The sequence below is a fragment of the Butyrivibrio sp. DSM 10294 genome (assembly GCF_028539135.1).
Taxonomy (GTDB): domain Bacteria; phylum Bacillota; class Clostridia; order Lachnospirales; family Lachnospiraceae; genus Butyrivibrio.
Genome location: NZ_JANSWL010000047.1, coordinates 1 through 18,458, shown reverse-complemented (window position 1 = coordinate 18,458; position 18,458 = coordinate 1). Strand labels below are relative to the sequence as shown.

Sequence of the window (18,458 nt, the reverse complement as noted above, 5' to 3'; positions counted from 1 at the left end):
ATTTTACACGTGCTCAGCAGGCGGATTTCCATCCGTCTATTTGTTGTGTAAATAACCATGGAAAAAGAGGATGATGGAACAATTCCAACATCCTCTTTAAAACTTTTCCCTCGTGTTACAATGCTAACTTAATGACATTGAGGTCAAACCCGGGGTTCTGTAAACTGTTAATTCACGGACGCATATTATCATCCATCGCACACGGATCAAAATAGCAGTCTTTTACTTTTTTGTTGCTCCACTTGATCTTCCATATATTCTCTATTGTTTCCTGTTTAGTCTTTCTGATAAGATAGCATCCTGCTACAAGAAGCGTCACCGAAACCGCCAGTATAATCACATAATACGAAATACCAACATTCCCGCTATCAGAAACTACAACGCCCTTTTCATTGATGGTTGGATCTGTAACAAAATTGATAAAATCATACACAGCGTGAGCAATCATTCCCGGGATTACCGAGCCGGTCCTCAGATATATTCCGGCGAGAACAAAACCGCCACAGGTTGCCATGAATGCCTGTATCAGAGTCATGACAGGATCTGCTCCTACCAATATATTTGTCAAATGGAGCGGTCCGAAGATGACAGATGAGATAATTACTACTGTCACTGCCCTATTCTTCACCTTCAGATATCTCATTCCTATAGGAATAAGCATCGCCCTGAAAATGGTCTCCTCACTAATGCCAGCCATTAGTGCCAGACACACGAAAGAAACTGATGGTTTGAAAGCAAGTCCACTATATATAGCATTTATGATTATGCATCCGATAATAAGGATTGCCATCGCAGAGGATACCATAAGTATCTCTTTTACCGGAACATGAGCCTTAAACACGCCATCAAATTCAGGCGAAAACCACTTATTATAAATGATCAGAAGAACCAGGGACAGAGCGGAGACAATAAGTGCGCTTACTACCCCCTGTGGCTGGCCGCTCAATTGAGTTAATAAACCCAGAGGAACTGTCAGTATCATTGCGATTACAGCATTTTTTTCACATAATGAATGTTTCCTTACTTTTTTGTTTTCCATAACCAATTCTCCTTACCATTCTCGTCTGATCTTTTCATAATTTCAATATACTTTTTAAGCATTAGTGTTCTCCTGTTCCGCATTTCCGGCATCTGTAAAGGAAAGAGCTACAAGATTTGAGGCGTTTTTCTTAAGGCGTTTGAATAAGTATATCTGAAATATAAATACCGGAATTACCGCAATTAACACCATACCAACCCCAATATATATTGATCTTTGTATTTCTGCTGTCGCAACCTCTACATCATCCCCGGCATGTATTAGCATGTTTGCAGCAAAAAAGTCAAAAACAGCATGACAGAATACGGGGACAAAATATGCAAGAAGATATTCTTTTATTACAGACCCACTGCCTGTTACTTTGTTATATCTGGCAAGTCCAAGATGCCTTCCCATGGCAAGCCCAAGCATCACATGCGCTGTTATATTCGGCAGTCTCCTTCCCAGGCAATCATATTCCTGTAAAGAATACCAATAATGATTAAACACAGAACAAAACTAATAATCGATATCATATCTTTTCTCCTTCTATTGAATCAAAAATCCAGCTCTTTTTTTCTAAAGAGCAGATATGCCAGAATAATCGAAATAACACAGATTTTTGCAATGTGCCAAAGGAGTGTAAATATTGCTGTTCCGCCGGTTAGCAGCAGATCTACTTTGGCGCATTCAAGGGCATGTGAAAAAACGTGCCTGTCTATATGCCAGAATTTTATCACCGGAATCATGTTCAGACCGCTCAGCAGTGTATCCCCCGCAAAAAGAAGAAATGCATCCACTAAAGTTGCATAGGCAACATTCTTACTCCAGAAAAGAATGATCATGGATATGGTTGCATAACCCAGAATAAGAAAAGCATTGGTCAATATCGTACTATACAAGAAGCTGCTCTCTGACATATTCATGTCTGCGCCCATTACCAGCCCTGTTAAGGTGACAAAAAGGGTATAGATTCCATAAGAAAAAAAGGTAATGATCACGCAGTTAATGAACTTGGCGATAAGGAGTCTTTTTCTTGAAATTCCTCTTCCAATAAGGCACTGCATGGAATTAGACGAAAACTCATCGGCGTAGACGCTCACATAAATAGCAATCCCTATAAAAAGATTCATTGTATTTATAGCAGTCCCCTGATTAGAGGCAAAAGTAAGCCCGCTTACAGTACCGTCTCTTTTTGCCCCCAAGGTCCAGAAAAACGAAATTACCAGACATATTGCAAGCACGATCCAATATGCCGGCTTTCTCAGGATTCTTTTTACATCTGCAAAAATAAGATTTTTCAAAAGTCAAACTCCTTTCTCCGGAAGAAATAGGTAGTGATCGCCAGTGCTGCCAAGAGATAGCACGCTGCCGGAAAAAGCTCCCAGGGGAAAGCTCCCATCTCTATTCCGGTATATGCCCAGTCCAAAAGACCATCAAAGGTATAGTCATATAATGACAGTGAGGAAAAAAACTCTATCATATTAAACACAAGTTTAAACACAACCGTAAATGCCACACATACGACTATACCCAGAACCGTAGAGCCCGAAATGTACATGATCATGGCTGAAAAGACAATGTATCCAAAATGTCTAAGCCACCTCAGTATGATAAAAACAACAAGGTTCATCTGCTGCTGCGAGCTTAATATAATTGCTGATCCTCCGTTTATTACTGCAAGGGTTACCGCAATGATGACCAGGTACACGCAAAGAAGTACAATTGCCGCATCAAGAAGTTTTGCAACTATGAGCTTATCCCTTGTTATGCCATGACCAAGTACAGCCTGCATGGACTTTGATGACAGCTCATGAGCAAAAACAGCATAGAAAGTTGGAAAAACAATAAAAAGAGCTATAGGTGCCCCGCTAAGCGACTTCTGTACACCTCTGACCAGTCCGATTGAGCCATCATTTACAACACCTTCAAGCACCATATATGAAATATAGATCAGCGCCAGCAAAAGCCCTATATAAATAAGACTCACCTGAAAGATACGCTTCAAATCCGCTCTTAACAAATTTCTCATTCTGCAGATCCTCCAATGAGTTCAAAGTAATAGTCTTCCAGAGTAACTTTCTCTTTTCCTTCTTTAAGAATGTCAATACCATTCTCTGCAAGAATTTTTTTTGCTCTTTCCAGATTTTCGGCTGAGACTGTAAGTTCCACTTCCGGACGCTTTGCAGAAAGATCCTCTTGTGTGATTTCTTTTGCTATAACACCTTCATGTACTATACCGAAACGGTCCGCAGTATTTTCCAGCTCTCCCAGAATATGACTTGAAACTATGACTGTCATGCCAAACTCATCTCTGAATCGCCTTATCATATGACGAATATCTGCTATTCCCTGAGGATCAAGACCGTTGGTCGGCTCATCCAGAATGAGAATATCCGGATTTCCAAGGATTGCATTGCCTATTCCAAGGCGCTGCTTCATTCCAAGGGAATAGCCCTTAGCTTTCTGCTTTTCCTTACCGTCTGTAAGACCAACAACCTTTAGAACACGGTCCACTTCCTCTTTTAGCGCTTTCCCCTTAAACCCCTTGGCTGCTGCGTAGTATTCGAGGTTTGCCCTGCCGGAAAGATAACCATAAAAATTGGATCCGACAAAGAAGCCTACCTTTGATCTGTTTGCAAACAGTTCTTTTCGATTCTGAGAACCGGCTATGGAGACACTACCTGAAGTGTATTCCGACAGTCCCAGGATCATCTTAAAAATAGTAGTTTTACCTGCACCGTTCTTGCCTACCAGACCGTAGATATCTCCCTTATTCACCTGCATGGTGACACCTTTAAGCACGTCATGTTTACCATAGCTTTTTATTATGTTATCAAGCCTTATTGCTGCATTTGAAGTCTCTGATCCCATAGTTTGTCTCCTTCCTAAACAGATATCACCAGACATTGACTCTTTTTTCCGGGCTCAGGTACATTCCGTCTCCCGGCTTTATACCATAGGTTTCTATGAATTCATCAAATTGCTGAAGAACAATATTTACCCTGTGGAAGGGAAGCGGATGCATGTCGCTTTTCATGGTATCAAGTTCATTTTCCTCAGTTGTCTGCTCCGCATACTGCCTTGCATAAGCTCTGAAAAACACATCATAATCAAAATCAGGCATTTCCCTTACCGCATAAAGTACTGATTTGACCCCTCCCATATCAGCAATAGCCTCATCTTTTACGGCATTTCCATTTACCTTCTGCTGTCCCGGGATTGGCCTTGCCATTGAGAAGTATCCTGCCAGCTTTGATGCCTTTTCATCCATCTTTGACCTGTCCTGCGTTGTCATCCAGTCGATGGAGTTTTTATTATCATCAAACTGGCGCCCATACAGATCAAACTTTGTTCCATTTGAATCAAATCCATGGGTTATCTCATGGCCAATCGTAGTTCCTACGATGCCTGCAAACTGCTCAAATGATGCGCCTTCTCCGAATGCAGCATCGCACATAGCCAGATATCCCGCCATTATATAGATGCCATTTTCGTTACAATAGTACACACAGTTGACTTCAGTAGTAGTTCTGGAAGTGTCATAAATATCCCATTTAAATCTGTTCCAATTTGGATCAGCGCTTTTGACTGCCATGTGAGTTTCAAGCACCCGTCTGCCCTCAGCAGCAGCATCTACAAGATTTCCTCCTTCTTCGTAGGACTTTATGTCTGCAGCTGAATAATCAGCGACATTATCCGGCCTTATGAGGTGCACTGCCATATTTTGCAGTTTCCCCTTTGCAGCTGTCCTTGTTTCTTCTGACATCCATTCTTCTTCACCAAGTATTTGTGCATACGCCTCTATCAGTGCATTTGTAAACTCATTTATCTGAGCTGTCTTTTCGTTATCTGAATGATATTTTTCCAGATACAAAGTATCCAGCAATGGTAAATAACCACAGATTTTAATGTCATTTCTAAAAAGGACACTATTCTGGCCATCTGATATTCCCTCATAGTTCGCGCCTCCATTCATATACAGCTTAACCATCTTTTCATATGATTCGCGGTCGAGTAGATATTTAACTGAATCAATGGTTTGTACCATGAGGAATGATTTGATATCTTCAAGGTTCTTTTTGGTATAGATCTTATGTAAGGACTTCAGATAGGAATAATCCACATAAAAACTGTCGCATTCCAAATAGCCTCTGCTATCCAATATCTGTGAGAGCGGATAATTCCCTTGTAATGCAGTAAGACCTTTCCTGTCAGTCTGAGCCTGCGAAAACATCTCCCCAACATTGAAGTTTTCGATATTACTGTTTCTTGCAATAAAAGTTTCTATCCTGTAATTTCCTTTCAGGATAGCCTTGATCTCTTTTTCAGAAAAACCAAGTCTTCCCAAGAAATAGAAGGCCACATCATCTGTTTTTTCTTTAGCTGCCAGTGTGTTGCTTGTATATTCCATATATGAGGAAACAGACCCAAGAGAGAGCTTGGGAGCCTGAAGTTTTAACGTGCTCTTATCCGGGAACTGCATTTGTGTACTCACAGCTTCCGGGTTTAGCAGCCCCAGCCCAAAGGGATTTCTCGTAGTGCTCCCCTGGTACTGCGTAAGCTCACTTATAGAGGATATACTCTGTATATCTGAAATATACTTTTCAAGAGGCTTTACTCCGAGCTTGTTTCGCTCATCCCAATCAGAATGCAGTTTTACCAATGTTTTATATCTTTCTGCATCATCGCCTGACATAGTCTCGTCAGAAGCAATCTCCATATATCTTTCATACATCAGCTTATTTGCATCAAAAACTATACCGGTCTCTTCATATACGGGGTCCAGAACAGCAGATGCAATATAATCTCTATTGGCAGCCGCTGCAAAATCATCCTGAAACCGTATGTTATCTTCAAGCCTGACTGTGAAGGCAACGTCAGAATCAACCCATTTTCCTCCCCCGGGAACTCCGAAAGGATCAGTACTTCTGCCTTCCTCATTCGAAAGATCAGATTCAGCTGCTTTCCCACCGTTTCCACAGCCCACAGATATAAACACCAAAATGGCTGTAAGAATCATAGCTGTAGTTTTCCTGAACACACTCCATTCTTTGTTTCTCATTAGCTATCCTTTCTCTTATCCGCCGGTATACTATTTTGACACCATTTTTTCCGGGCAATAGGAGCTTTAAAAGAACCGCCCCAGGTAAATATCTGTTTTATTTCCTGCCTTTTGTGATTATTTCTCGGATTCTTTCGATACAGTTATGTTGCGAAAAGTTGCATAAATACTCTATTAAAATTATAAATAATTCTGTTTCATATAGTCTACTTATCAGAGCAATCTTTTCTATTTTTTAGATGATTTTTATTGTTAATTCGTTTTGTTTTTATTTACAGTTTCTGTAGTCACAGGCTTTTGGCGCAAAGTCGATCATTTCAATTACAAATATATGCGAATTGCGAAGCAATACACTTCCACTTTATCCTTTATTTCAGCAGAGATTTCATGTATAATTGCGATGCTTATTTTTTGAAATTCATGTAATGAAAAAGGGAAGAAGTATGAAAAAACGAATTTTAGCTATGATCGCGGCTATTACCATAGCTGCAGGCAGTATGACCGCCGGGGGAAGGAGTTATGCTGCGGAAGAGAGCTCTTTTGAGGAAGAGATAATTATTGAAGAAAATAATATTGAAGAAGAAAGTACTGGCGACAAAGGTATTGACGACGAAAGTATTGACGACGAAAGTATTGACGACGAAAGCGTTGAGGAAGAATACGGCTCAGGTGATGAGACCGATGCTCCTGAAGAACCGTCAGATACCGCTGAACCAGAGCCCTATGATGAAATTTCAGATGAATCGGAAGCTTCCGATAAGGCAACTGAGGCCGCCACGACTGATGAAGCTGATGAGGCAGATGAGGCTGACGAAAGCTACGAGGAAATTCTTGTTGAAGAGGGCAATACAGAGGCTTCCGATACTGCATCTACAGATACCTCAATCGAAGAAGAGCTTCCCCCGGAAATCGAAATTTCCGAAGGAAGGCTTAATCCCACTCTATACGCAGGGGCTGTAAAGGGCCGCTGGATCAACAGGAAAGATAAATGGACCTACGAAAATGCCAGAGGAGAGGCCAGGGATGACGATGGCAAATCCCTGGATAACAACGTGGCCCATATCGGTGATAATTTCTATTATTTCAAAGACGGCTATATGTGCACCGGTTTCATTTACTTTGATGAAGAAGGAATGTTGACCACAGCCAAAAAAGCAAAGAGCGCAAGATACTGCGATCCTATGTCCGGAGTCCTTAGGACCGGCATGTTTGCTGTGGAGGGCAAAGAATACTACGCACTGTCCGACGCAAAGTTTTATGGCCTTATCAGGTGTAACATCATTTTTTTATACAACGAAAACTTATACTATGCAGATAAAACCGGCGCTGTCCTGAAGGGCAAGGGCTTTAGTCTTGATGGCAAGTCCTACTATGCCTCAGAGGAAGGACCACTTCTTTATAGCGATAGGTACCTGATCATAGACGGAAAATACTACAGGTTCAATGAGGACTATTCTATTAGCAGTGTAGAGGACGAAACGCAGATTTTCTATTACGCTGCAAAGAAGAATGGTAAGACCGAGGCAGCTCAGGCGTATCTTCTTAACAAGAATCCCAATAAGCCGGAGGAAGGCAGATGCTTCTTTGCTGATGCAGATCGTAAAAAGATGCTTACCTCCTGCTGGATATATTGTTCCAACAAGATTGAAGAAAAAAATAAAATGTACTACCTGGACAAGAACGGGGAAATGGCCACAGGCCTGACCAAAATAGGCGGCAAGTATTATCTTTTCGGGGATTCCGGTGCAAATAACAGCACTGTTTACCAGCAGTCCTATAAAGGTATTTATAGGAAGAAGGACGGAACCACATGCTTTATCCTGAACGGAGTCATGGTGACAAAGAAAGGATTTTTCTCATCCCGGCAGGGCAGCTACTACTACGTCCTGAACAAGTCGGGAGAGCTGGCCCAAGGTGATGTCATCATAAAAACCAAACAATATCCCAAGGGAAAGAACTACTCTTTTGACAGTTTTAATCGCCTCAGGGTGAATGATTATGAAGTTAAACGTGTGAAGCATGTATTAAACCATAGTAATGATAAGAATCCGGAGGTCAAGGGACCTGAGGATCATTACGTTCTTTCAAATAAGACTGAAGTTGAGAAGTTCCTTACTACAGAGGAAGGTGCAGCCTACAGAAATCTTACTTTTAACTCCGACGGAACCCTTCTTAACGGCATAAAGACTGTTGACGGCAAGAAATATCTTTATTACCAGGGAGAGCCGGCCCATGTCAAATATTTGAATACCAACCACTTAAACATTACCGCTCCTTTTGTAATATTTACAGGTGGAAAAGGATATCTTGTCGGACAGGACAGCGCAGTAATGACCGGATGGTTCAGAACTCCTGCGGATAAACTTATATTAATGGACTTTGACTATGCCTATGGAATGAAAAAAGATATTTACATGTATTTTTCTCCGGAGGAGGAGTGCGCGGTGGAAGGCATTTACACAGCACCTGTTCCAAAGCTGGATAAAAACGGTACAATTGCACTTGATAGCAGCGGAAACGTCATCACCACCGGAAAAAAGGCAGAGCTTTGCTTTACTACAGCAGAAAACAGCGGGACGACAAATTATTACGGCAAACTTGTCAGAAATGATGAATATACCATCGGCAAAAAAGTATATGTTACCGACGGTGCCGGAGTGGCTAAGCTTATTCAGGATGGTCCTGTTTCCAAGGACGGAGAGATTATTTACAGAAATTCTGACGGAAGCACTTCCACCGGAAGGAAAGACAGTTATTATTACGATCCTTCCACCGGCTATCAGCTTAAAAATGTCCTTCGATGCTCCTCCAAAAAGTGGTATTTCTACGGCAAGGACGGCAAAGAGAGTACAGCTCTTACCGAAGTCACACTGGATGACGGCAAAAAAGCTTTTATCATCTATAGCAAAAACGGAAGCATTAACTCTTTTAAATATGAGAACGGCAAAAAAGTCTCCGGAAGGGCCTTCACCTATGGATCAGGCTATTACTTTATTGGTAAAAACGGCAGCCTGACCACAGGTTTAATAAAGCAGAAGCTTGTTTCACAGAATACTGATGTAACTACCTATGTGGACAGCGACGGAAGATGTTTTTACAAAAACCCTGCTTATTCAGACAGAACCTTTATGGTTAAGAGCGGCAAGAAGATATATGCGATGAAAGGCGGCGAAATTGTAAAGGATTCCTCGAAGCCTTATGGTGTAAACGATTTCTCAAGGCTTCCTAAAGCAGACAAAAAGAATATGGAGAAATACTGGGCCATGGCCTGCTATTATGCAGGAGAAGGGTTTTCCGGTAACCCTGATGACTATGAAGTGCCTGTTTATGTCAATGAGGACGGCTCTGTATCCGAAAAAATCCTCACCAAAGACGGCAGGCAGCTCCACATCAACAAGTATGGTATCTGCATGGAGGATATGTCACCCTTTAGAAGAGAGGGAAAAAACTGGTACTATACCCGAGCAACCAAGGCAGGAAGCGCAGTCATTGATGGCATTTACACTACATATGAACGTACCCCGGCTGTAGAGTGTAAAATAGCATTTTCCTGGGATAACAATATGAAAATGGGTAAGCTGGTGGACAATTCCACAGGAAAGCCTATATCCGGCTTGGTGGACTATAAGATAACCGATCCTTTAACCGGAAAAAGAATTCCTGTAATTATTGCTCTCAAGAACGGTCTGTTCGTAACCGGAAAAATCACCACTAAGGAAGGAGGCTTATCTTATCCGATATACTTTGACGCAGACACCGCCATCTTTGACTACATGGCCTATGAAGAACTCGTACGCAAATATCAGAAAAAGTACGGCAACTCATGAACATCTTCCCACTACCCGGTACATACTGTCAATATAATGCTGTATACTATTTAACACAAGGGGACTCCTCCAAGATGATTTAATCATCTTGGAGGAGTCCCTTTTCGCATATTCTTTGTTCTTATCATTACTTGTTTGTTAGAAAAGCTGTTATTTCTTCTTGGGTTGGCATTACAGAAAGTGCACCTTTTCTGGTGGTTATAATAGATGCCGCAGCGTTTGCAAACGACAGGCATTCAAATAATCCGTCTTTTGTCAGATTATCCAGTCCGTTTCTGTGGATGTAATCTATGACACAGGCACAGAAGGTATCGCCTGCTCCTGTAGTCTCTATAGTAGCAGGATTTCTGTACCCGTCTTTTTTGATCACCATATCTTTGTAAAGAGCTATACTTCCTTCAGGTCCAAGTGTGGCAAACACGATTGGAATACCAAAGTCTCTCTTTATTTTCCTTGCTCCTGCCTCTATATCCTTAAGGCCTGTAAAAAGCTCAATCTCATTATCTGAAATTTTCAGGATATCACAGTTTTCAAAGCCATATTTCATAGCATCTATTGCATCGTCTACGTTCTTCCATAAAGGTTCTCTGTAATTTGGATCAAAAGATATGACTGCTCCGCTCTCTTTAGCTATAGTAACAGCTCTGACAGTTGCCTCTTTTGCAGGTTCGTCTGTCATTGACAGTGTTCCAAGATGAAATACATCTGCATTCCTGATAAGATCAGCATTCTTCTCAACATCCTCTGCTGTCAGCATCATGTCTGCTCCGGGCTTTCTGTAAAAAGAAAAATCTCTGTCTCCATTTGGAAGCTTGTTTACAAATGCAAGGGTAGTATTTACCTCCTCGTCAAAGACAAGTCCGGTAGAGTCTATACCCTGCTTTTCAATTCTCTCTTTTAACATTCTCCCAAAAAAGTCGTTTCCAACCTTGCCGATAAAAGCTGTGCTGTTACCTAAATTCTGAAGCATTGACAGCACATTACAGGGCGCTCCGCCCGGATTAGCCTCAAATAAAGGATTTCCCTGGTTGCTGTCTCCGCTTCCTGTAAAATCAATAAGCAACTCCCCCAGCGCAACTACATCTTTTTTCATAAGTTATTTCCTCTCAATTTCATACATAGTAACATCCATAAGAAGTTCTCCAACTGCCTTAAAACTGATACCTTCAGCTCTGACATCTGTAAGGATCACCATAGACATTACCTGCTGTCCATTATTGATGAAGAGCTCCATGCTGTATCTGTCAAGAACAAGTCTAAGTGAAATCTCACCCTTATTTCCTGCAACCTTACATCTTCTCTGATGAACAATGGCTCTTCTGCTTCCTGAATGCTTTCTGTCTATCTTAACAATATTGTCAACAGGATCATATTCAATCGTTGAATAAGCCTTGCCATTATCAGCAAAACGAATTTCAAATTTTTTATATGAAAGTTCTGCCTGTGTAGATCTGACTCTTACTGTCATATCTACGCATCTGCCCTCAATACTTGAAAGTGAAGCACTATCAGAAATAAGTACATTCTGTCTGCTGATTCTTTTGCCGTAATAATTCTCTATCTCTCTGGCAGGCCACTGAATAAGTCTGTTATCCTTAATAGTTATTTCCCTTGGAATACTCATCTGGCCAAACCATGGGAAGTCATCGCGCCTGATTCCGCATGTATCCCAGTTCTGCATCCAGCCGATCATGACTCTTCGTCCATCAGGAGTCTTGATTGTCTGTGGCGCATAAAAATCAATACCATAGTCAACAGCCTGACAGTTTTCTTCGCAGAATTCTCCATTTTCATCGATACTTCCTATCACACACAAGGTTCCGTTTCCGTTGTGGAACTCAAGCTCTTCAGGGAGCATATCCTGAGGGCTTGTGAGAAGGACCTGCTTGCCATCGTGGTTAAAGTAATCAGGGCACTCCCACATTACACCGAATCTGTGGTTGTTCTTGATAACAGTCTTATCGTAGGACCAGTTAATACCGTCATCACTTACAAACTGTAATATCTGTCCATCGATATCCTCAGTTTTATTGCCAACTACTATGTAATATTTGCCATTTTCACGCCATACCTTAGGGTCTCTGAAGTCATATTTGCCGGCGCCCTCAGGAAGCATAGTACTGTCAATTACAGGATTATTGGCATACTTCTCATAATCCTTGCCGTCACCAAAAGCAATACACTGGGTCTGAACCTCTCTGATGTTGCCATCTTCATCTTCCATTTTCTGAACTCCTGTGTACACCAGAAGTTGTCTGCCATCTTCCATTTCAATGGCACTACCTGAAAAGCAACCGTTCTTGTCATATTCCATATCAGGAGCTATAGCAGCAGGATAATACTCCCATGTGATCAGATCCTTACTAACCGCATGTCCCCAGTGCATAGGTCCCCATACTGTCTCATATGGATAATACTGGTAAAAGAGATGGTATTCACCCTTATAAAGGCTAAAACCGTTAGGATCATTCATCCATCCACATCTTGGTGTCAGATGAAAAAGAGGCCTCATTTCAGGGGCAATCATCTTTTCCTTTTTCTCTTCATATTCACGTGCTTTGTTTAACTTATCACTCATTTCTATCCTCACTTACCGTAAATCATTACATTTTCTGCCAAAGCATCTGTAAGCTCAATTTTCCAATCCGCTCCCACAGCTGCATAAATTCTGTTTGACAGAGCTTTAATTCCATCTGCATATATAACTACAATATCTTTTTCAACCACAACATCTATATGATAAATACTTATCTCCCATTTGGAAGACATCCGGGCATTCCATAAAATACAGATCCCGACTGGTATAGAAATCTCCCTTAAAAGTCCAGTTCTCTAAATCCTGTGACTCGTAATATACTATAGCGCTCTCGTTTTCTTTTCTTGCTCCCACAAGCATCAGATATCCATCATCGGTTCTGTAAACCTGCGGATCACGAAAATCGTTTGTACTATACCCTTTTGGTGCATGAATTATATTGTCATAGTCTTTGGTAAAGCTTTTGTTATCTTTACTTGTAGCATGTAACACACATTCTTTATCCAGTCCATATGTGTCGTAGTAATCATTATGTCCTGTGTAGAAACAGTGATAGTTTCCCTGTTCATCCCTGATAAAAGAACCGGTTCCTACTGCAAGATCCTGTATTTCTGAATCCTCTGCAAAAGGAAGAACTTCTCCTTTATCCTCAAAGCTTAAAAAATCCTTGGTATAAAAACGGTGAATGGGATGATAGCCCACACCGTTATGATCTGTTTCATATAAATAATTCAGACATACTCCATTTTCTTCTGAAAGAGCCATTACATCTCCAACATAACTGTCCTCAGCCCTTGGAAAAAGAGTATCTGCATTTTGGCTATCAGCACATCCTGTGAGCATACATGCAAGAAGTGCTGCAATTATGGCAACTTTTCTTTTCATTTTTTAAAAAAGGGAGGAGAAAATCTCCTCCCTGCCTTTCCGGTTATATGAATTAATCATAGAACTGATCAAAATACTTCTGGTAGATAGAGAGATACTCATCAAGACCATATGCATTAACCTGCTTGAGATACTCATCCCACTCAGCATCTGTAAGACCGTTCATAACGAAGTTACTTCTGCTGGAGTTGATATAGCTGATAAGATCTGTCTGGATAGTTGTAAGAGCCTCTGTATCCTCAGCTGTCATAAATACGTTAGGATATACATACTTGCAGTTCATATCGTTTGTATAGTACTCCTTGATCCAGTCAAGACGATACTGCGCATCATCAGGGCATGTAACATATACGCCGTAGTACTCATCAAGGATTGCAAGAGGACCACCAACACACTCAGCCTCACGAACTTCTACAGGAGAAGCATCGCCAAGAGGTGCATGCTTAAGCATCTTGTCGCCGTTTGCATTTGTTGAAAGCTCGAAGATATCAAACTCATCATCCTCGCCATATGTTCCCCAGTTGTTCTGTGGTGACTGGAATGGATCATACATCTTATCAAGCCAAGCACATACGAATGCAGGGTTCTCACACTTAGAAGTTACAACGCATCTGCCACGGTCAAAACCTGATGTGAAAGAGCTGTTCATAGGAGTTACATTCTTAACATCAGCCTTAAGAGCTGCAAGTGGAACGAAATCTTCAAGGTTATCAATGTTTGCAACGTCCCATGTAAAGCAAACACCATATCTGTGTGACTTACCCTTAGCTACATAAGTTGACCAGTCCTGTGTGAAGCACTCAGGATCGATAAGTCCCTCTTCATAGAGCTGATGAAGCCACTGCATACCTGACTTGAAACCTTCCTGTGTTGCTGTGCAGATAACCTTCTTGTCATCTGTAACTGCAATGTGCTGTCCGATATCATTGTCACCGTAACCTTCGCCAAAGCCGTTAATAAGAAGGCTTGGATCCTGATCGTTCATGATGCATGACATAGGAATGATGTCACCCTCAATACCAAACTCAGCCTGAAGCTCTGAAGCATGCTCCTTGAATGCCTTAAGTACTTCTTCGAATTCATCAACTGTTGTAGGTGTCTGAAGTCCGAGGAAATCAAGCCATTTCTTGTTGATGTAAGTGAAGTTATTACCTACTGTCTGGATAGCTGTCTTGTTAGAACCAAGCTGCTCAATCCATGGAAGTGCCCAGATGTGTCCCTCGGAGTCCTCACACATTGTGCGGTACTCTGGATACTTATCAAATACTGCCTTAAGGTTAGGCATGTTGTTGTCAATGTACTCTTCTACAGGAAGGATAACTCCCTGATCAGCATATCTGATAAGGTCTGAGTTACTAAAGCCTGCATTAAATACAAAATCTGTAAGTGTGTTCTTGTTAGCCATGTTGAGCTTGATCTTGTCGCCCCACTGATCATTTGAAATAGCTGTCCAGTCAACATGTACGTTTGTCTCTTCCTCAAGTCTCTTGAAGATTGTTCTGTTGTTAGGCTCTGACTCAGTTCCTGACGGATAGCTGATTGTACCTGTGATAGTAACCTTGTTTTCCATCGGAAAGCTGATATCATCCGCTGAAACTGATGCTGCCCCACTGCTTGAAGCACCTTTTCCGCAACCTGTCAGAACACTGGCTGACATTGCAAGAACAAGTGCTGCTGAAAATAGCTTTGTTGTCGTCTTTTTCATTTTTCCTCTCCTTATAAAAATTCTTTATTATCTCCTGTTGCCAGGGGAAGTTCTGATTGTTTAAGCCTCTCAGCCTTTAACTGAACCAACCATGATTCCTGAATCAAAATACTTCTGGAAGAATGGATACATTACTATAAGCGGTAAGCTTGAAATAATGATGGTTGCATATTTAAGAAGTTCTGCAAGCTGTGCTCTCTGAGCTGTACTCTGCATATCTGCTATCATTCCCGGATCTGGTTCATTCTGGATGAGGATAGCCCTAAGCACCAGCTGAAGAGGCTGCTTATCTGCTGAATTCAGATAGATCATTGCATCAAAGTAGCTGTTCCACATTCCTACAAACTGCCACAATATCAGCACTGCTATAAGTGGTGTGCACACAGGAAGAAGTATTCTGAAGAAGAACACCAATTCATTAGCTCCGTCCACATCAGCAGCTTCTCTAAGTTCGCTTGGAATACCTTTGTAGTAAGTTCTTGCTATGATCATGTTCCATACGCTAAATGATCCCGGAAGAATTACAGCCCACATGGTATCAAGAAGTCCCATGTTACTGATAAGAAGGTATGTAGGGATCAGTCCTCCGCCAAAGAACATTGTGATAATAAAGATTGCGTTAAAAAACTTCTTGCCTTTAAAATCATCTCTTGACATTGGATACGCACACAAAAGTGTTATGAATACAGAAATAACCGCAAATAATACGGAATATATAATTGCATTTCTAAATCCAATCCATATCTGAGAATTGGTCATAACTCTCTCATAAGCTGTAAGAGTCCATTTGCTGAAATCAAATACTATTCCCTTGTTCTGAAGTGTTATAGGATCCATGAAGGAAGCTACAATAATATAAACTACAGGGCCTATGATAGCCATTACAAAGGCTGCAAGGAGAATATAACCAACCAAAAGAAATGCTTTATCTCCAATGGAAGCTCTGGCAAATTCGCTTTTTTTAATATTTACTGTCTGTTGCATTTCGCTCCCCCCTTATAGTCCCTGACCGTCGTTAAGCTTCTCAACAACCTTATTAACCACTATGAGAAGAATTACATTTACGATCGTATTAAATAATCCAACCGCTGTTGAATAACTGTAATCACCATTCAAAAGACCTTTTTTGTAAACATAAGTAGCTATGATCTCAGATGAAGCAAGGTTCATATCTGACTGAAGTGCATAGGCCTTTTCAAAGCCGATACTCATAATGTTTCCTGCCTGAAGGATGAATTGGATAACTACCATATCCTTGATAGCCGGCCACTCTACTGCCTTGATCTGTTGCCAGATATTGGCTCCATCAATCTGAGCTGCCTCTTTGAGTTCCTTGCTGGCATTTGAAAGAGCTGCTGTGTACATGATCGATGCCCAGCCGGCGCCCTGCCAGATACCACTTATGATGTAGATTGGTCTGAATGCTGCAGGGATTGTCAAAAAGTTGATGTTCGTTCCCAAAAGCATATTGAATGGTCCTGTAACCGATAAAAGAATCCTGACCATACCACAGAGGACTATGACAGATATGAAGTTAGGCATATACAGAACAAGCTGTATCTTCTGCTTGATCCTGCTACTGGCAATCCTGTTAAGTAGAAGCGCCAGTATTATCGGCATTGGAAATCCCCATAACAGACCAAAAATACTCAGTTTAAGTGTATTTGCAAGATATTGCATAAAATCGGGTGATGATAAGAACTGTTCGAAATACTTAAGTCCTACCCATTCACTCCCCAATATTCCTTTAAATGGGTTGTATTTCTGGAAAGCAATCAGAATGCCTCCCATCGGAATGTACCTGAACACTATTGTCAGTAACAGTGCTGGCCCGAGAAAGAACACATATAGTTGCCAATGCTGTTTAACATATATCAGGGTGTTATGCATCGAATTATCTTTTACCTTTGTGTTCATGTAGCCCCTCCCAAGTTTTACATTTGCATAATTTTCATTTGCATATGTAAAATATAGCACCCATATTTTCAGCTGTCAACATAATTATTTTACATTTGCACAATTAATATTTACATTTGACACTTTAATTTTTACATTTTATAATGATATAGGTGTCAAAAAGTCATAAATACCTACTATCTGGGGCACACCCATCTTTTGACACATTAATCTTTTATTTAGAAAGTGGAGACTACATTATGCCAGCAAAAGTCACCTTACAGGATATAGCAGATGCTCTTGGAGTATCCAGAAATACCGTATCCAAGGCTATAAATAACACCGGAGTTTTAGCCGAAGCTACCAGACAGAAAGTTTTAGAGAAGGCTATCGAAATGGGATACAAGCAATTTTCTTATGCCAATTCCATTTCAGACATTACAAATCCTTTCAGTTCCCAGCCCAAGGCTTCAGGAGAGATTGCTCTCTTTTCAGGCAGTTTCCTTAATAATTCTCACTTTGCTTCTACCATGCTGGATAAATTTCAATATGAAATTTCTCTGCTTGGCTATAGCCTGACAATGCACCGGGTTGATCATCAGAATATAGAGTCAAGAACTCTTCCTCTCTCATACAGACCGGATAACACCAAGGCTATTGTATGCATCGAAATGTTTGATCACTCCTATTGTGAAATGTTGTGCAGCCTTGGATTACCTGTTCTCATGATAGATGCTCCCGTTGCAAGCTACTGGAGACCATTAAACGCAGATGTTCTGCTCATGGATAATTTTTCCAATATATATACAGTCGTTAATGACATGAGCAAAAAGGGAATTACCAAGATAGGATTTGTAGGCCAGGTCACACATTGCCGTTCTTTCTACGAGCGATTCATAGCCTTTAGGGAGGCAATGTATATCAATAATCTGAACTTTGACGAAAAATATTGTCTTACAGAGGTTCATCCTCACGGATTAGAATATAGAGAATACTTATTCGAAGCTCTTACGAAGATTCAAGAAATGCCCGAACTCTTTATCTGTGCCAACGATTTTGTAGCTCTCGATCTGATATCCGGCCTCAAGAGAATGGGAATAGAATGTCCACGTGATATCAAGATATTCGGTTTTGATGATTCCCCCGAGTCCAAGATCATGTCTCCTTCTCTCTCAACCAGCCACATACACAGCCAGATAATCGGTTATTCAGCTGCCAACCTTGTAATCTCAAGGATTGAGCAGCCTGATCTCAATTACAGGATAACCTATACAGAGACTGATCTTATTTACAGAGAATCAACACAGATGTAATAAAATGGTACAAAGAGTCGCCGTTTACCTGCTGCGTACGATAGAAAGCTCAGGGCTACTGTATGCTGCATACGAACCACTCATGAAACTTGCTTCTAATATGCATTTCACAGTCTAAGCCGAATAGATTATGGCTGCTTCGTTGCATAAGTGCATATGAAGAGTGTCAAATGTAAGACGTTTAGTATGCATGAAGTTGTTGCTAATAGTCTT

General features: G+C 41.0%; 15 protein-coding genes. 2 read left to right on the top strand and 13 right to left on the bottom strand.

Features of this window, described 5'->3' with window-relative positions:
* Nucleotides 1–172: 172 nt before the first annotated feature.
* The 6 genes from NXH67_RS03870 to NXH67_RS03845 all read right to left on the bottom strand — a co-directional run bounded on the left by NXH67_RS03870 (nt 173) and on the right by NXH67_RS03845 (nt 6,083).
* Entirely contained in the window at nt 173–1,039 is an 867-nt protein-coding gene (locus tag NXH67_RS03870) for a CPBP family intramembrane glutamic endopeptidase (RefSeq protein WP_272796473.1), read from the bottom strand.
* Nucleotides 1,040–1,093: 54 nt separating this feature from the next.
* Complete coding sequence (locus NXH67_RS03865; RefSeq protein ID WP_272796472.1) at nt 1,094–1,453, bottom strand: hypothetical protein; 360 nt, start codon at nt 1,451–1,453, stop codon at nt 1,094–1,096.
* A gap of 122 nt (nt 1,454–1,575) precedes the next feature.
* On the bottom strand, nt 1,576–2,322 hold the full coding sequence (locus NXH67_RS03860; RefSeq protein ID WP_272796471.1) for an ABC transporter permease: 747 nt from the start codon (nt 2,320–2,322) through the stop codon (nt 1,576–1,578).
* Nucleotides 2,319–3,050: a hypothetical protein gene (locus NXH67_RS03855; protein ID WP_272796470.1), complete on the bottom strand. Its 732-nt coding sequence runs from the start codon at nt 3,048–3,050 to the stop codon at nt 2,319–2,321. The genes NXH67_RS03860 and NXH67_RS03855 overlap by 4 nt, the downstream gene beginning before the upstream one ends.
* A complete protein-coding gene (locus NXH67_RS03850) occupies nt 3,047–3,892 on the bottom strand; it encodes an ABC transporter ATP-binding protein (protein ID WP_022778655.1) in 846 nt (281 codons plus the stop codon). Before NXH67_RS03850 ends, NXH67_RS03855 begins: the two co-directional genes overlap by 4 nt.
* A gap of 25 nt (nt 3,893–3,917) precedes the next feature.
* Entirely contained in the window at nt 3,918–6,083 is a 2,166-nt protein-coding gene (locus tag NXH67_RS03845; protein WP_272796469.1) for a M13 family metallopeptidase, read from the bottom strand.
* 443 nt (nt 6,084–6,526) lie between these two features.
* On the opposite strand from NXH67_RS03845, the gene NXH67_RS03840 reads away from it, so the two are divergent.
* Nucleotides 6,527–9,910, top strand: a complete 3,384-nt coding sequence (locus NXH67_RS03840; RefSeq protein WP_272796467.1) for a hypothetical protein — start codon at nt 6,527–6,529, stop codon at nt 9,908–9,910.
* Between the two features lie 127 nt (nt 9,911–10,037).
* Here the strand turns inward: NXH67_RS03840 and NXH67_RS03835 are convergent, their stop codons facing one another.
* From NXH67_RS03835 to NXH67_RS03805, 7 genes are all read right to left on the bottom strand, one after another.
* On the bottom strand, nt 10,038–11,003 hold the full coding sequence (locus tag NXH67_RS03835) for a carbohydrate kinase family protein (protein ID WP_022778652.1): 966 nt from the start codon (nt 11,001–11,003) through the stop codon (nt 10,038–10,040).
* Nucleotides 11,004–11,006: 3 nt separating this feature from the next.
* Nucleotides 11,007–12,488 carry a glycoside hydrolase family 32 protein gene (locus NXH67_RS03830; RefSeq protein WP_272796466.1) on the bottom strand — a complete coding sequence of 494 codons (1,482 nt, stop codon included), beginning with the start codon at nt 12,486–12,488 and terminating at the stop codon, nt 11,007–11,009.
* Nucleotides 12,489–12,496: 8 nt separating this feature from the next.
* A complete protein-coding gene (locus tag NXH67_RS03825) occupies nt 12,497–12,637 on the bottom strand; it encodes a hypothetical protein (protein ID WP_022778650.1) in 141 nt (46 codons plus the stop codon).
* Nucleotides 12,630–13,331: a hypothetical protein gene (locus NXH67_RS03820; RefSeq protein WP_022778649.1), complete on the bottom strand. Its 702-nt coding sequence runs from the start codon at nt 13,329–13,331 to the stop codon at nt 12,630–12,632. Before NXH67_RS03820 ends, NXH67_RS03825 begins: the two co-directional genes overlap by 8 nt.
* Nucleotides 13,332–13,383: 52 nt before the next feature.
* Nucleotides 13,384–15,036, bottom strand: a complete 1,653-nt coding sequence (locus NXH67_RS03815) for an ABC transporter substrate-binding protein (protein ID WP_272796465.1) — start codon at nt 15,034–15,036, stop codon at nt 13,384–13,386.
* Between the two features lie 69 nt (nt 15,037–15,105).
* Complete coding sequence (locus NXH67_RS03810) at nt 15,106–16,020, bottom strand: carbohydrate ABC transporter permease (protein WP_013281097.1); 915 nt, start codon at nt 16,018–16,020, stop codon at nt 15,106–15,108.
* Nucleotides 16,021–16,032: 12 nt separating this feature from the next.
* Nucleotides 16,033–16,953: an ABC transporter permease gene (locus NXH67_RS03805; protein ID WP_022778646.1), complete on the bottom strand. Its 921-nt coding sequence runs from the start codon at nt 16,951–16,953 to the stop codon at nt 16,033–16,035.
* A gap of 239 nt (nt 16,954–17,192) precedes the next feature.
* Between NXH67_RS03805 and NXH67_RS03800 the strand changes: the two genes are divergently transcribed.
* Nucleotides 17,193–18,245: a LacI family DNA-binding transcriptional regulator gene (locus NXH67_RS03800; RefSeq protein ID WP_022778645.1), complete on the top strand. Its 1,053-nt coding sequence runs from the start codon at nt 17,193–17,195 to the stop codon at nt 18,243–18,245.
* The last annotated feature ends 213 nt before the right edge of the window (nt 18,246–18,458 follow it).

Excerpts from the sequence above, each read along its gene's own strand:
- NXH67_RS03870 (WP_272796473.1), bottom strand. The coding sequence starts at position 1,039 with ATGGAAAACAAAAAAGTAAGGAAACATTCATTATGTGAAAAAAATGCT.
- NXH67_RS03855 (WP_272796470.1), bottom strand. The coding sequence starts at position 3,050 with ATGAGAAATTTGTTAAGAGCGGATTTGAAGCGTATCTTTCAGGTGAGT.
- NXH67_RS03850 (WP_022778655.1), bottom strand. The coding sequence starts at position 3,892 with ATGGGATCAGAGACTTCAAATGCAGCAATAAGGCTTGATAACATAATA.
- NXH67_RS03845 (WP_272796469.1), bottom strand. The coding sequence starts at position 6,083 with ATGAGAAACAAAGAATGGAGTGTGTTCAGGAAAACTACAGCTATGATT.
- NXH67_RS03840 (WP_272796467.1), top strand. The coding sequence starts at position 6,527 with ATGAAAAAACGAATTTTAGCTATGATCGCGGCTATTACCATAGCTGCA.
- NXH67_RS03835 (WP_022778652.1), bottom strand. The coding sequence starts at position 11,003 with ATGAAAAAAGATGTAGTTGCGCTGGGGGAGTTGCTTATTGATTTTACA.
- NXH67_RS03830 (WP_272796466.1), bottom strand. The coding sequence starts at position 12,488 with ATGAGTGATAAGTTAAACAAAGCACGTGAATATGAAGAGAAAAAGGAA.
- NXH67_RS03820 (WP_022778649.1), bottom strand. The coding sequence starts at position 13,331 with ATGAAAAGAAAAGTTGCCATAATTGCAGCACTTCTTGCATGTATGCTC.
- NXH67_RS03815 (WP_272796465.1), bottom strand. The coding sequence starts at position 15,036 with ATGAAAAAGACGACAACAAAGCTATTTTCAGCAGCACTTGTTCTTGCA.
- NXH67_RS03810 (WP_013281097.1), bottom strand. The coding sequence starts at position 16,020 with ATGCAACAGACAGTAAATATTAAAAAAAGCGAATTTGCCAGAGCTTCC.
- NXH67_RS03805 (WP_022778646.1), bottom strand. The coding sequence starts at position 16,953 with ATGAACACAAAGGTAAAAGATAATTCGATGCATAACACCCTGATATAT.
- NXH67_RS03800 (WP_022778645.1), top strand. The coding sequence starts at position 17,193 with ATGCCAGCAAAAGTCACCTTACAGGATATAGCAGATGCTCTTGGAGTA.